The organism is Streptomyces krungchingensis (assembly GCF_054729265.1).
Map to the genome: position 1 here is coordinate 7,872,988 of NZ_JBPUKY010000001.1, position 13,879 is coordinate 7,886,866.

Consider the following 13,879-nt stretch of genomic DNA (forward strand, 5'->3'; position numbering starts at 1 on the left):
GAGCGTGCCGGAGGACGCCCCGGCGCCGCGGCCCGCACCGTCGCAGTCCGTGCCGCCGCCCGGCTGCCCGGCCCACGAGCCCATGTACGGACCGGAGTTCGCGGCCGATCCGGGCGCCGTGTACCGCAGGCTCCGGGAGAACGGACCGACCGCTCCCGTCGAACTGGCGCCCGGCGTCCGGGCCACCCTCGTCACCGGGTACGAGGCCGCCCTGCACGTCCTGCGCAGCCCGGAGACCTTCTCCAAGGACCCCCGGCGCTGGCGCGACCTGGCCGACGGCACCGTCCCGATGGACAGCCCCGTCGTGCCGATGATGATGTACCGGCCGAACGCGCTGTTCACCGACGGTGAGGAGCACCGCCGGCTGCGCGGAGCGATCACGGACAGCCTGGCCCTGGTGGAGCCGAACACACTGCGCGGATACGTGGAGCGCAGCGCCGACACGCTCATCGACCGGTTCGCCCCGCTCGGCACGGCGGATCTGCTCGGCGAGTACGCCCAGGTCCTGCCGCTGCTGGTGTTCAACCACCTCTTCGGCTGCCCCGCCGACTACGGGATCCGGCTGGTCGAGGGCATGTCCGGGATCTTCGACGGGGTGGACGCCGAGAAGGCGAACGAACTGCTCAGCACCACCCTGCTCGACCTCGTCACGCTGAAGCGGGCGAAGCCCGGACAGGACATGACGTCCTGGCTGATGGCGCACCCGGCCGCGCTCACCGACGAGGAGATGATCCACACCCTCGTCGTCCTGATGGGCGCCGGCACCGAGCCGCAGCAGAACCTCATCGCGAACAGTCTGCGGCTGCTGCTGTCCGACGACCGGTTCGCGGGCGATCTGTCCGGCGGCAGTCTCCCGGTGGAGGACGCCCTCGACGAGGTGCTGTGGTCCGACCCGCCGATGGCCAACTACGCCGTCCACTATCCCGTGCACGACGTCGTCTACGAGGGTGCGTCGCTGCGCGCCGGTGATCCGCTGGTGGTGAGTTTCGCCGCGGCCAACACGGACCCGGCGCTGACCAGCGATCAGCGGGCGGGCAACCGCGCCCACCTGGCGTGGAGCGCGGGCCCGCACAACTGCCCGGCACAGAGTCCGGCCCGGCTGATCGCGGCGGTCGGCGTCGAGAAGCTCCTCGACCGCCTCCCCGATGTCGAACTCACGGTCCCGGCCGATGAGTTGGTCTGGCGGCCCGGTCCCTTCCACCGCGCCCTGGCCGCACTGCCCGTCCGCTTCCCGCCCACGGCGGCGGCCGCGGCGCCGGACGCCGAGCCGCAGCCGCACCCCGGCGCCCTTCCGCTGCCGGTGGCTCCGCCGCCCGCCGTCGTGCCCGAGCCGCCGAAGAGCGGCTGGGCACGCCTGCTGGCCTGGTGGCGCGGGGAGTGATCAGGAGATCAGTACGGGGAGGGACCGGTGGCCGTTGGAGATGAAGGACTCCACCGGCCGCAGTTCCTCCCCGGGAACCGCGAGGCGCAGGTCCGGGAAGCGGGCGAAGAGCGCCGGGAGCGCGACCCGGGCCTCCATGCGGCCGAGCGGGGCACCGAGGCAGTGGTGCACCCCGTAGCCGAAGGCGAGATGCTCCTTGTCGGCGCGGGTGACGTCGAAGCGGTCGGCGTCCTTCCCGTGGCGCTCGGGATCACGCCCGGCGGCCGCGTACGCGGCGAGGATGGCCTCGCCCTTGCCGATCACCAGACCGTCCGGGCCGCCGAACTCACTCATCGGCAGGTCGTCCACCGCGTAGCGCAGCGGCAGACTGGCGACCGGCGCGTCCACACGCAGCGTCTCCTCGACCACGTCGTCCCAGGTGGCCCGCCCCTCACGCACGGCGGCGAGCTCACCGGGGTGGGTGAGCAGGGCGTGCACGGCGTTGTCGATGAGGTTCACCGTCGTCTCGTGGCCCGCACTGATCATCAGCACCAGGGTGTCCAGCAGTTCCTGCTCGCTGAGCCGGGTGCCGTCGTCCTCGTCGCGTGCCGCGATCAGACCGGTGGTCAGATCGTCGCCCGGTGACTCCCGCTTGGAGGCGACGAGTTCGGCCAGGACGACGTACAGCCGCTCGTAGGCGGCGGTCATCTCGCCCGGGTCGGCGGAGGTGTCGAAGATGCGGTCGACCAGTTGCCGCAGCTCGGGCCCGCGCTCCTCGGGCAGCCCGAACAGCTCGCTGATCACCTGGATGGGAAGCGGATAGCAGAACTCCTCACGCAGGTCCACGACCTGGGAATCGCGGCCGGCCTCCGCGATCCGGTCCAGCAGCTGCGCGGTGATCTCCTCGATCCGCGGCTGGAGCGCGGCCGTACGGCGCGCGGTGAACGCCTTGGAGACCAGGATGCGCAGACGTTTGTGCTCGCCGCCGTACGCGGTGAACATGTTCTGCACGGCGACCCAGGTGAACAGAGGCCATTCCGGGGTGATCTCCCCGCGGGCGAACCGGGGCCAGTGCTGCCGGGCGTCCTTGGACACCCGCGGGTCCGTGAGCAGCCGCTTCAGCAGATCCGGGCTGCTCACCGCCCAGGCCTCGACACCACCGGGAAGCGCCACCAGGGTCACCGGTCCGCCGTCCCGGATGCGGGCGGCTTCCGAGTGAATGTCGCGGCCGGTCGCGTCCATCACTAAGGGGCTTGGATTTCCCACGGGGAGCCTCCCTGGCATTCGCACGTCATGACGGCAGGTCACGCTACGCGGGGGTACGGATCCGCAGCGAGAGCGCCCGTCGCCCGGTGCGTACGCGGGCAATTTCCGTGCGCGTACCGACAAGTCGACCCGGCGCCGGGTCGACTTGTCGGGCTGCCCGGGCCCTGCCGGACCGCGGTGGGGCCGGAGGTCGCACGGGCTCGGGGATCAGGCGTGCCTGCGCCGCAGCAGACGGCGACGGCGGGGCTCCTGGTCCGGGAGCCAGCCGAAGGCGAGACAGCTGCCGACGGCTCCGAGGAGGAGGCCGACGAGGAAGCCGCCGAGGTTGGAGGTGAGCCAGGTGCCGAGGGAGAGCAGGATGCCGACCAGCGAGTAGAAGAGGCGCTGGGCCGGGTTGAAGAGGATCAGCAGTCCGCACAGCACCATCAGGGTGGGCAGCAGATAACCCGCCAGTCCCTGCATGCCGATGTGCAGGACGACCTTCAGGGACGCCTTCTCGGTGAGCAGGATCTCCGCTCCGGCCAGGGTGAGCAGCAGGCCTCCCCAGAAGGGGCGGTGCGCTCGCCACCGGCGGAATGCCGACCGCGGGTCCCGGGCGGACGTCATCAGCAACCCTGGTCGCTGAAGCGGAGCTTGAGCCCGGGCAGCTTGAACACGGCCGCGGTGGTCGCGTAGTTGGTCTGCCGCAGGTTCGCGATGTGCACGGTGTCGGCCTGCTGGCTGAAGACGCCCTTGTTGCCCTGGACACCGGCCTTGCTGAGCGTGCTGGCGTCGTTGCCGATCTCGATGTTGTCGAAGGCCGCGTCGCCCGACAGCTCCGTGGAGTCGGTGGTGAGGTTGCTCGCCTGCACCTTGTCCGCGCCGCTGCCCGCGGTGATGAGCAGGTTCGTGCCGCCCAGGTCGACGCTCTGGCACAGCTTGGTGAGCGTCGCGTTCTTGATGGCGGAGGTCACGACGAGGACCTGGCCGCCGGTGTCGCCGGCGTTGGGGCTGTCCTCCGCCATGTTGTCGAGGTTGCCGAACTGCTCGAAGCCGGTGCCGTTCAGCTCGGTGGCGGTGACCGTGAACGGCATGCCGGAGATGGCGAACTGGACGCCGAGGGCTCCCTGCGCGGTGAGGATCATCAGTCCCGCGGCGATCGCGGTGGCAGGCACCGCCATCACCGCGGCGCGGCGCAGGCGGACCCGCCCGCGTCTGTCCGGACCCTCGGCCGCGGAACCGCTTTCCGGGCTCTCGGGGGTGGAACCGGGGGACGCCGAGGCATCCGAGGACGAGGCCATGTCTGCTCCCTGTGCACGGTCGATGCGGGTACGGGTTCAGTGGCACGTTGTCCTGGCGCGGACAGCGGCTGCGGCGCACGCCCCTCACGCCTCCCGACGGGCGCAAGGGCTTTCTCGTTACGCAGCAGTAGCCGCGGAGGAAGTTACCGGGGGTTACATTCATGGGTCAAGGCGCTTGTGGGAAAAGCGTGATGGTTGTGCCGCAGCTGTGAACGGAGACCGGCCAAAGGGTCGCTTCCACGCTCAACTTCCGTACTGCGCCTTGACGTTGAGCATTCACCAGGTCTACAACTCTGCCTTGATTCCCACGGACCCGTGGCGCCGGGTCCGTCGCGTGACGCGTGGGTCGCCTCCCGGACGCCGTCCTTCCCCGGATGGCGGTGACACCTCCGGACGCGTCGCGCCTCCTCGTCCACTGCACCCCCCACCCCTGGCACCGGCACGGTCGCCTTCCCCCTGAGCCGTGCCGGCGCCCGGCTGTCGCTGCCGGTCCGTGACGTACGGAGAAGGCGTCACGGACCGGCGGCGGATTCCCGCGACCCCGGCGACGAGCACGTTCGCGTCGCCCGCGCACCCGGCTCGCCCCACCGCCTGCGTCGTCCCGCACTTCCGTGTCGCCGCGTACCTGCGCGTCGCCCGCACTTCCGAGTCGCCCCACCCGCTCGCGTCGTCCCGTACGTCCGCGTCGCCCCGCACCTGCGCGTCGTCCGCACGCTCGCGCCACCCCGTGTCGCCCCGCGCCGCCGTGCCGCGGGCGCGTCGGCTCGACACCGCACCCCGCACCCCCGCGCCCCCGTGCGCGGTCAGGCACCCACACCCCCCAATCAGGAGAAGAGGCACCCCCCATGCGCACTCGATCGCTCCTCGCCGTCGCCGGAGTCGTCGCCGCCCTCTCGGTGTCGGCGACCGTCCCCTCGTCGGCGGCCGACGCCCCGGTGCTCACCACCGGCAGCGCGGGCGGAACCCCGGTCGCCGCCGGTGACGTCCTCAACGCGTCCCTGGCGAGCGGCACCGCGGCCACGCTCTACTCCAGCAGCACCGGCACGAGCGGGGTCTCCTGCTCCTCGTCGACCTTCACCGCCACCGTCACCGACAACCCGGCGGCCCCCGGCACCGCGACCGAGTCGCTCACCGGGCACACCTTCGACAGCGCGAGCTGCACCAGCAACGTCGTCGGGGTGCTCGGCGTCACCGGCATCACGGTCGACAACCTGCCCTACAGCACCACCGTCTCCTCGGACGGCACCGTCGCCGTGGCGCCCGCCGCCGGTTCCAGCATCCAGACCACGGTCAAGCTGCGCACCCTGCTCGGCACCGTGACCTGCGTCTACCGGGCGGCCGGCCTGTCCGGTACGGCGAGCAACACCGACAACAGCATCGCCTTCACCAACCAGCAGTTCACCAAGTTCTCCGGCTCGTCCCTGTGCTTCGCCGGCGGCTGGTTCACCGCCAAGTACGCACCCGTGTCGGACACCAGCCAGGCGGGCGGCCCGACGGTCCACGTGAACTGACGGCCCGCCGAGCGCTCAGCGGCGGCGCCGCAGCGTGACGGCGACGCCCGCGGTGAGCAGCAGCGCCGCGGCTCCCCCGGCTGCCAGGGGGAGCGCGGCACTGTGGTCCGACGTGCTGTCGGCGGCGGGCTGGAGGTGATCCGGACCGGCCGCGCCGGCCGGTGACGTGGTCACCAGGGTCGGCGAACCGGACGCCGGTGCCGGCGAGGCGGCCGTCCGCGACGGAGCGGGCGACCGTTTCGCCGGCGCACCGGTCCGCCCGCTCTTGTCCGCGCTCGTGCCGCCCGCGCCGGCGGCGGGCTTCTTCGTCGGCGCCGGCGTCGTGCGGCCGCCGGACAGCACCACGTCCGAGCACGAGTAATAGGTGTCCGTCGTGCTGGAGTTCTGCCAGATCGTGTACAGCATGTGCCGCCCGGTCCGGTCGGACGGCAGCTTCGCCGTGATGCGGTACGCGCCGTCGACCAGAGCGGGGTCGGTGGCGGTGGCGAACGGCCTCTCGGGCAGGTCGGACCACCTCAGCGGCCGGGACGGGTCGTAGCCCGGCTTCGAGAGGTACAGCTTGAACGTCCCGGTGTGCGGGATCGTCGAGCTGTAGCTGAGGGTGAGGTTCGCGCCGGTGGTCAGCCGGGTCGCCGGCCAGTCCGAGCGGGCGAGGTCGAGGCCCTTGTAGGCGGGCAGGCCGCCACTGCACAGCTTCCCGTCGGGGATCACCTGCCGGTCCCGGCCGCCGACACCGGCCACCCGGAGGTTGTCCCACGCGGTGAAGGGCGCCCCGTTCGCGGCGATCGCCGCCTTGCAGGCCGCGGTCCGCGTCATGCTCCCGCCCTCGGGGGAGCAGGCGACCACCCGGCTGACCGGGGACGTCGGCGCGCCGTGCGCCTGGGCGGGCCCCGCGGCCCAGGTGGCGAGGAACAGCGGAGCCGTCACGGCGACAGCGGCCGCGACGGCGGTGCGGTGGGCGGTCATCCGGGGGTCTCCTCGATACGTCGGCGAAGCGGTCCGGCCACCGTGCGGGGCGTGCGGAGGGCACTCCTCACCCGGGGCACCGTGAAGTACGGGACCGCGGAGCCGTGCGTTCAGCGGTGCGAGGGGCGCGAAACGTACCCTTCCCGGCCAACGGCACTGGATCGAGGGTCGATTACCGGTCACATCGAGGGTTTCCCCTGTATCCCCCTCACCTTCCACTTGCCTATCGTTCGGGCACAGCCGCCCCACAGGAAACCCCTCGCAGGGTCGCTCGCGCATGGCCGGCCACCGCGCCGCTTTCCGGATCCGCACCCCCCGCCGCTTCGACGACGAAGCGAATCGACCGCTGCTCCGCGGTACCCCCACACCCTCCGGAGCCGGCCACGAAAGGCAAGCCCTTGCGTCCCTCCCCCTCACCCGACGCCTCCCGCGAGGCGCCCCGCGGCACCGGCCGGAAACTGGTGTCCGTCGCCGCGATATCCGCGGCGCTGCTGGCCGCGACGACGAGCACGGTCGCCGCCGCCCAGACCCCCTCCCCGCGGTCCACCACCGTCGCGGCCGAGTCCACGCCCGCCGCACCCGCCGCCGCTCCGGCCGAGCGCCTGATCGTCGGGTACAAGTCCGGTGCCGCGGAGGCGACTTCGGACAAGGCCGCGGACGCCGACGCCACGGCGAAGGGCAGGAAGGCGGGGGAGGACCTCGACTTCCGGCGCCGCCTGGGCACCGGGGCGGCCCTCGTGGACATCGGCGCCGAGCCGGACAAGGCGGACGTCGCCGACGTCATCGCCCAGTACCGGGCCGACCCGCAGGTCGCGTACGTGGTGCCGGACCGCCTCAACAAGCCCCAGGCCGACCCGAACGACACCGAGTACGCCAAGCAGTGGGACCTCTTCGAGGCCACCGCGGGCATGCGGGTCCCCGGCGCCTGGACCACGTCCACCGGCAGCGGTGTGACCGTGGCCGTCATCGACACCGGCTACGTCGCCCACTCCGACGTCGCCGCGAACATCGTCGGCGGCTACGACTTCATCTCCGACCCGGCGGTGTCCGTCGACGGCGACGGCCGCGACAGCAACCCGGCCGACCCGGGCGACTGGTACGCGACGGACGAGTGCGGTGCGGGCACCGGCTCCAGCGGTTCCTCCTGGCACGGCACGCATGTCGCGGGCACCATCGCCGCCGTCACCGGCAACGGCAAGGGCATCGCGGGCGTCGCCTACCACGCGAAGGTCTCCCCGCTGCGCGTGCTCGGCAAGTGCGGCGGCTACGACTCCGACATCATCGACGCCATCACCTGGGCCTCCGGCGGCACGGTGTCCGGTGTCCCGGCCAACGGCAACGTCGCCAAGGTCATCAACATGAGCCTTGGTGGCCCGGGTGCCTGCACCTCCGCCACCCAGAGCGCCATCAACGCCGCCGTGAGCCGCGGGACGACCGTCGTCGTGGCCGCGGGCAACGACAACGACAACGCCTCCAAGTACTCCCCGGCGAGCTGCAGCAACGTCATCACCGTCGCCGCCACCGGCCGCACCGGCTCCCGCGCCTCGTACTCCAACTACGGCTCCGTCGTGGACATCGCGGCCCCGGGCGGCGAGATGAGCACCGGCACCGCCAACGGCATCCTGTCGACGCTCAACTCCGGCACCAAGACGCCGTCCACGGAGTCGTACGCGTACTACCAGGGCACCAGCATGGCCACCCCGCACATCGTCGGCCTGGTCGCGCTCATGAAGTCGGCCGCCCCGGCCCTCACCCCGGCGCAGATCGAGACGGCCGTCAAGGCCAACGCGCGTGCCCTGCCCGGCACCTGCTCGGGCGGCTGCGGCGCCGGTCTCGCGGACGCCGCCAAAACCGTTCAGGCCGTGGCCGGAGGCGGTTCGACCGGCGGCACGACCTTCACGAGCGCCGGCCCGGTGGCGATCCCGGACGCGGGCTCAGCCGTCGCGTCGCCGATCACCGTCAGCGGGCGCGGCGGCAACGCGCCCGCCGCCCTCAAGGTGGGCGTGGACATCACCCACACCTACCGCGGCGACCTGGTGATCGACCTCGTCGCCCCGGACGGCTCGACGTACCGGCTGAAGTCCTCCAGCAGCTCGGACTCCGCGGACGACGTCAGCGCGACGTTCACCGTCGACGCCTCCGGCGAGGCGGCCGACGGCACCTGGAAACTCCGCGTCCAGGACGTGGCCGCCCAGGACACCGGCACGATCAACAGCTGGAAGCTGACCTTCTGACCCAGGTCACGCTGCTGATCTCCACGGGGGGAGGGGCCGGCCGACGCGCTCGCGTGTCGGCCGGCCCCTTCGGTCCGGCCGGTACGGTGAGCGGCATGCCCGTACCCGCCGAGCCCGCACCCTCCGGCCAGCCCGCCGAGTCCGCCCCGCCCATGGTCGTCAGCGACGTCGTGGGATCGTTCCCCTGGAGCGTGCTGGCCGAGCGGCACCCCGCGCTGATCCGCCAGGTGCGGGGCGCCTTCCCGTACGGTCCCGAACAGCACCGTGCCCTCGACACCCTGCTCGCCGACTGCACCGAGGGCGTCGTCGAACCCCTCGGCCCCGAGGCCGCGGACCGGGGCCAATGGCTGGAATGGGGCCGGGACCGGATCGGCCGGTCCTGGTTCGACGTGCCGTTCCTGTGGTCCGAGAGCTACTTCTACCGCCGGCTCCTGGAAGCCGTCGGATACTTCGCGCCGGGCCCCTGGCAGGGCATCGACCCGTTCCGGCCCTTCAAGCTCGCGGAACTCGACACCGCGGAGGCCGACGAGGAACTCGCCGCGCTCGACGAACTCGCCCCGCGGCCGGCCGAGGAACAGGAAGTGGCCCTGCTGCACGGCTCGCTGTGGGGCAACCGGGCCGACCTCGGCTTCCGCCTGGGCGCCGCCTCGGGAGAGACGCCGACGGTGTCCCGGCTCGTCGCGGACGACGGCGACGCGCTGCGCTCCCTGCTCCACGGCGGCACCCTCTGCCTGGTCGCGGACAACGCGGGCCGCGAGCTCATCCCCGACCTGCTCCTCGTCGACCACCTCCTGCACCACGGCCGCATCACACGGGCAATCCTGCACGTCAAGCCGTACCCGTACTACGTCTCCGACGCCACGACCGCGGACACCGTCGACGCACTGCGCCGCCTCGTCGACGCGAAGGGAGCGGCCGGCGAGGCCGGCCGACGGCTCTGGGCGGCAGCGGCCGACGGCCGCCTCACGGTCCGGGCCCACCCCTTCTTCTGCGCCCCGCTGCCCTACGCCGACCTGCCCGACGACCTCCGCCGTGAGTTCGCCGCGGCCGACGTGACCGTCCTGAAGGGCGACCTCAACTACCGCCGTCTCATCGGTGACCGGCTCTACCCCGCGACCACGCCCTTCGCGGTGGCGACGGCTGATTTCCCCGGCGCGGTGGCCGCACTGCGCACCCTCAAGTCCGATGTGGTCGTCGGGCTCGACGCCCGCACCGAGGCCGCGCTCGTGGCCGCCGAGGAGCAGCGCTGGCGCACCGGCGGCACGCACGCGCTGATCCAGGTCAGGTCCTGAGCGCGGACCTTCCTCGGGTGTCCCCGGACGCGGGGTCAGATCAGGCGCAGGGGAAGCGACTTGAGTCCGTTGATGAAGTTCGAGACGAGACGCCGGGAAGGTCCTGCGATGCCCAGCGCGGGCGCCGCGCGGAGCGTCTCCTCGTACAGCACCCGTAGCTGCAGCCGGGCGAAGTGGGCGCCCAGACAGACGTGCGGGCCGTCGCCGAAGGAGACGTGCGGGTTCGGTGCCCGGCCGAGGTCCAGCCGGTGCGGGTCGGCGAAGACACGCTCGTCACGGTTGGCCGAGGCGTGGAAGACGACGACCTTGTCGCCGGCCCGCAGACGCCGACCGGCCAGCTCGGTGTCCACGGCCGCCGTGCGGCGGAAGGTGAGCACCGGCGGATGCCAGCGCAGCAACTCGTCGACGGCCGTGTGCAGTCCGACCCGCCCCGCGCGCAGTGCCGCGTACGCGTCCGGGTGCTCCGCCAGGGCCAGCAGGCCCCCCGGCGCCGCGCCCCGCACGGTGTCGTTGCCCGCGACGGTGAGCAGGAAGAAGAACATCTCCAGTTCCTCGGGGGCGAGTTCGGGGTCGGCCGCGAGCGTGGTCATCACATCGTCGGCGGGGTGGTTCTTCTTGAGCACGGCCAACTGGTGGGCGTACTCGAACATGTCCCGCAGCATCGCCGGGGAACGCGGATCGACCGGCTTCCCGTCTGTGCCGACCGTCGTCGGGCCCGCCTCGTCCGGGTCCTGGTAGCCGATGACCCGCCGCGTCCAGTCCAGCAGCAGGCCCCGGTCGCGCACCGGCACGCCGAGCAGGTCCGACAGATTCAGCAGAGCGTAGTCGTCGGTGACCGCACCGACGAGATCGCACGTGCCGTCGCCCGCGCGGGCCTCCTCGACCGCCCGCCCGAGCAGCGCACGGGCCCGCTCGCGGGCCACCGCCTCGAACTGCGCGACGCGGCGCGGAGTGAACGCCCGGCTCACCAGCCGCCTCAGCCGGCCGTGGTCCGGCGGGTCCTGATTGAGCATCATGCGCCGGATGAACGGCAGGTCACCGGGGGCCGGATCGCGGATCTGGGTCGCCCCGAGACACGAGGAGTACGTCGCCGAGTCCTTGAGCACCCGCACCACGTCCGCGTGCCGGGTGACCGCCCAGAACCCGGGTCCCGCCGGCCAGCCGAGCACCTCGCGCTCCTCCTGCCAGGCGACGGGAACGTGATCGCGCAGCGCACGGTACGCGGCGTGCGGGACCCCGTCGGCGTACTGCCGGGGGTCGAAGACATCGGGCGGGTCGGGCAGGTGGGGCGTCACCGGCGCATCCGATGCCTCCGCCGTGTCCCGCGGGGCCCGTGGTGTGGACGTCATACGACCACGGTGACCGGCCCGGTCCGGCGGCGGCAAGGGGCTCGCCGGCCATGCCGCGGTGCAGATCCGGGAGGCGGAGGGGCCGCCACCCAGGGGATTCACGCGATGGTGTGATCATGTCCGGGCCCGCGGGTGTCGCCCGGAGGCCATGGGTAGGGCCCGGCCATGACGCAGCCGTTCCGACTCCCGCACTTCTACATGCCGTATCCCGCGCGGCTCAACCCGCACCTCGACGAGGCACGTGCCCACTCGGTCGGGTGGGCGCGGGACATGGGCATGCTGGAGGGCTCGGGCATCTGGGAGCAGTCCGACCTCGACGCCCACGACTACGGGCTGCTGTGCGCGTACACGCACCCCGACTGCGACGGGCCCGCGCTGTCCCTGATCACCGACTGGTACGTGTGGGTGTTCTTCTTCGACGACCACTTCCTGGACATGTTCAAGCGCACCCAGGACCGCGCGGCGGGCAAGGCCCACCTGGACCGCCTGCCGCTGTTCATGCCCCTGGACCTGTCGACGCCCGTGCCGGAACCGCAGAACCCGGTCGAGGCCGGGCTCGCCGACCTGTGGGCGCGCACGGTGCCGTCGATGTCGGCCGACTGGCGCCGCCGCTTCGCCGTCGCCACCGAGCACCTGCTGAACGAGTCGATGTGGGAGCTGTCCAACATCAACGAAGGGCGGGTCTCCAACCCCGTCGAGTACATCGAGATGCGCCGCAAGGTGGGCGGTGCGCCCTGGTCGGCGGGGCTCGTGGAGTACGCCACCGCCGAGGTCCCGGCGGCCGTCTCGCGGACGCGGCCGCTCCGGGTGCTGATGGAGACGTTCTCCGACGCCGTGCACCTGCGCAACGACCTGTTCTCCTACCAGCGGGAGGTCGAGGACGAGGGCGAACTCAGCAACGGCGTCCTCGTGTTGGAGACGTTCTTCGGCTGCACCACCCAGGAGGCCGCCGAGACCGTCAACGACATCCTGACCTCCCGGCTCCATCAGTTCGAGCACACCGCCCTCACCGAAGTGCCCGCGCTCGCCCTGGAGAAGGGGCTCACCCCGGGCGAGGTCGCGGCGGTGGCCGCGTACACCAAGGGCCTGCAGGACTGGCAGTCCGGCGGCCACGAATGGCACATGCGCTCCAGCCGCTACATGAACGAGGGCGCGACGTCCGCGGCGCCCTGGCAGGCGCCGACCGGCCCCGGCACCTCCGCCGCCGACGTCGGCGCGCTCCTGGCCGCCGTGGCCGCGGAACGCCTGCGCGCCTACTCCCACCTCCCGCACCAGCGTGTGGGCCCGTCGCTGCTGCCCGACTTCGCCATGCCGTTCGAGGTCGAGCTCAGCCCGCACCTCGACGCCGCTCGCGGCCGGCTGACCCCGTGGATGCACCGCATGGGCATGCTGGACGAGGGCGTCTGGGACGAGGACCGGCTCGCCGCCGCCGACCTCCCGCTGTGCGCGGCGGGGCTGGACCCGGACGCGACCGCCGAGGCCCTCGACCTCAGCTCACAGTGGCTCGCCTGGGGCACGTACGGCGACGACTACTACCCGCTCGTCTTCGGACACCGCCGCGACCTGGCCGCCGGGCGCGCGACCACCGAGCGTCTGTCCGCCTGCATGCCCCTGGCCGGTGAGGAGGTGCCCCTCCCGGTCAACGGCCTGGAGCAGGGCCTCATCGACCTGTGGGCACGCACCACGGACGGGATGACTCCCGAAGCGCGGCGGAGCCTGAAGGACGCGGTGGACGTCATGACGGCGAGCTGGCTGTGGGAGCTGTCCAACCAGATCCAGCACCGCGTCCCGGACCCGATCGACTACCTGGAGATGCGGCGCGCCACCTTCGGCTCCGACCTCACCCTGAGCCTGTGCCGGATGGGCCACGGCCCCGCCGTCCCGCCGGAGGTGTACCGCAGCGGACCCGTCCGCTCCCTGGAGAACTCGGCCGTCGACTACGCCTGCCTGGTGAACGACGTCTTCTCGTACCAGAAGGAGATCGAGTACGAGGGCGAGATCCACAACGCCGTCCTCGTCGTGCAGAACTTCTTCGGCTGCGACTACCCGACCGCGCTCGGCGTGGTGGGTGATCTGCTGAATCAGCGCATGCGACAGTTCGAGCACGTCGCCGCGCACGAACTGCCCGTCCTGTACGAGGACTTCGGTCTGTCGGAGGAAGCGCGCGAGATCATGGCGGGCTATGTCGCCGACCTGCAGAACTGGATGGCCGGCATCCTGAACTGGCACCGGAGCGTCGACCGCTACAAGGCCGAGTACCTGGCGCGCCGTGCTCACGGCTTCCTCCCGGACCGGCCGCCCGCTCCGGCGCTCCCCGTCGGCTGAGACCGCCCATGCCGGACTGCTCCGGCGGGAGCTTGGGTGGCGACCCCGGTTCGCTGCCGGAGTGCCGGCACGGGGCGGGCACCGGCTGGGGGCGCGGGGAACTGCGCGCCCGGCGGTAGCCGCCCCGCACGGGCGAGCACCGGCCGGTACCGCCCGACCCAGGGGCGCGGGGAACTGCGCGACCAGCCCCCGGCCCGCGGTCGCCCCGCATCCGCTGTCCTCCCGGTCGGGCGGTCTTGACCTGCGCTCGCCCGTGCGGGCCGGGTGTGGCCAAGTGCCCGGTTCCTCGCGCCCCT

Annotated in this window: 10 protein-coding genes; 5 read left to right on the plus strand and 5 right to left on the minus strand. The window is 72.4% G+C overall.

The genetic code is table 11. From position 1 onward, the window contains the following. Positions 1-82: 82 nt before the first annotated feature. Entirely contained in the window at positions 83-1,381 is a 1,299-nt protein-coding gene (locus ACSYGO_RS34430; protein WP_460389793.1) for a cytochrome P450, read from the plus strand. Here ACSYGO_RS34430 and ACSYGO_RS34435 read toward each other — a convergent pair whose 3' ends face one another. From ACSYGO_RS34435 to ACSYGO_RS34445, 3 genes are all read right to left on the minus strand, one after another. Next, entirely contained in the window at positions 1,382-2,602 is a 1,221-nt protein-coding gene (locus tag ACSYGO_RS34435) for a cytochrome P450 family protein (protein ID WP_460388888.1), read from the minus strand. 231 nt (positions 2,603-2,833) lie between these two features. Beyond that, the gene (locus ACSYGO_RS34440; RefSeq protein WP_426681412.1) at positions 2,834-3,232 is read right to left on the minus strand and encodes a DUF6114 domain-containing protein; all 399 of its coding nucleotides are present in this window, start codon (positions 3,230-3,232) and stop codon (positions 2,834-2,836) included. Then, complete coding sequence (locus ACSYGO_RS34445; RefSeq protein WP_460388890.1) at positions 3,232-3,906, minus strand: DUF6230 family protein; 675 nt, start codon at positions 3,904-3,906, stop codon at positions 3,232-3,234. Before ACSYGO_RS34445 ends, ACSYGO_RS34440 begins: the two co-directional genes overlap by 1 nt. Before the next feature lie 845 nt (positions 3,907-4,751). On the opposite strand from ACSYGO_RS34445, the gene ACSYGO_RS34450 reads away from it, so the two are divergent. After that, positions 4,752-5,417 (plus strand): Tat pathway signal sequence domain protein, encoded by a 666-nt coding sequence (locus tag ACSYGO_RS34450; RefSeq protein WP_426681414.1) that lies wholly within the window; start codon positions 4,752-4,754, stop codon positions 5,415-5,417. 15 nt (positions 5,418-5,432) lie between these two features. On the opposite strand, the gene ACSYGO_RS34455 is transcribed toward ACSYGO_RS34450, so the two are convergent. After that, a complete protein-coding gene (locus ACSYGO_RS34455) occupies positions 5,433-6,383 on the minus strand; it encodes a lytic polysaccharide monooxygenase auxiliary activity family 9 protein (protein ID WP_460388893.1) in 951 nt (316 codons plus the stop codon). A 398-nt stretch (positions 6,384-6,781) separates the two neighbouring features. Between ACSYGO_RS34455 and ACSYGO_RS34460 the strand changes: the two genes are divergently transcribed. Next, positions 6,782-8,617 (plus strand): S8 family peptidase, encoded by a 1,836-nt coding sequence (locus ACSYGO_RS34460; RefSeq protein WP_460388894.1) that lies wholly within the window; start codon positions 6,782-6,784, stop codon positions 8,615-8,617. Positions 8,618-8,769: 152 nt separating this feature from the next. Then, positions 8,770-9,909 (plus strand): damage-control phosphatase ARMT1 family protein, encoded by a 1,140-nt coding sequence (locus ACSYGO_RS34465; RefSeq protein WP_432189267.1) that lies wholly within the window; start codon positions 8,770-8,772, stop codon positions 9,907-9,909. Positions 9,910-9,944: 35 nt separating this feature from the next. Here ACSYGO_RS34465 and ACSYGO_RS34470 read toward each other — a convergent pair whose 3' ends face one another. Beyond that, positions 9,945-11,258 carry a cytochrome P450 gene (locus ACSYGO_RS34470; protein WP_460388896.1) on the minus strand — a complete coding sequence of 438 codons (1,314 nt, stop codon included), beginning with the start codon at positions 11,256-11,258 and terminating at the stop codon, positions 9,945-9,947. Positions 11,259-11,423: 165 nt separating this feature from the next. On the opposite strand from ACSYGO_RS34470, the gene cyc2 reads away from it, so the two are divergent. Then, positions 11,424-13,583: a germacradienol/geosmin synthase Cyc2 gene (cyc2, locus tag ACSYGO_RS34475; protein ID WP_460388898.1), complete on the plus strand. Its 2,160-nt coding sequence runs from the start codon at positions 11,424-11,426 to the stop codon at positions 13,581-13,583. Positions 13,584-13,879: the final 296 nt, after the last annotated feature.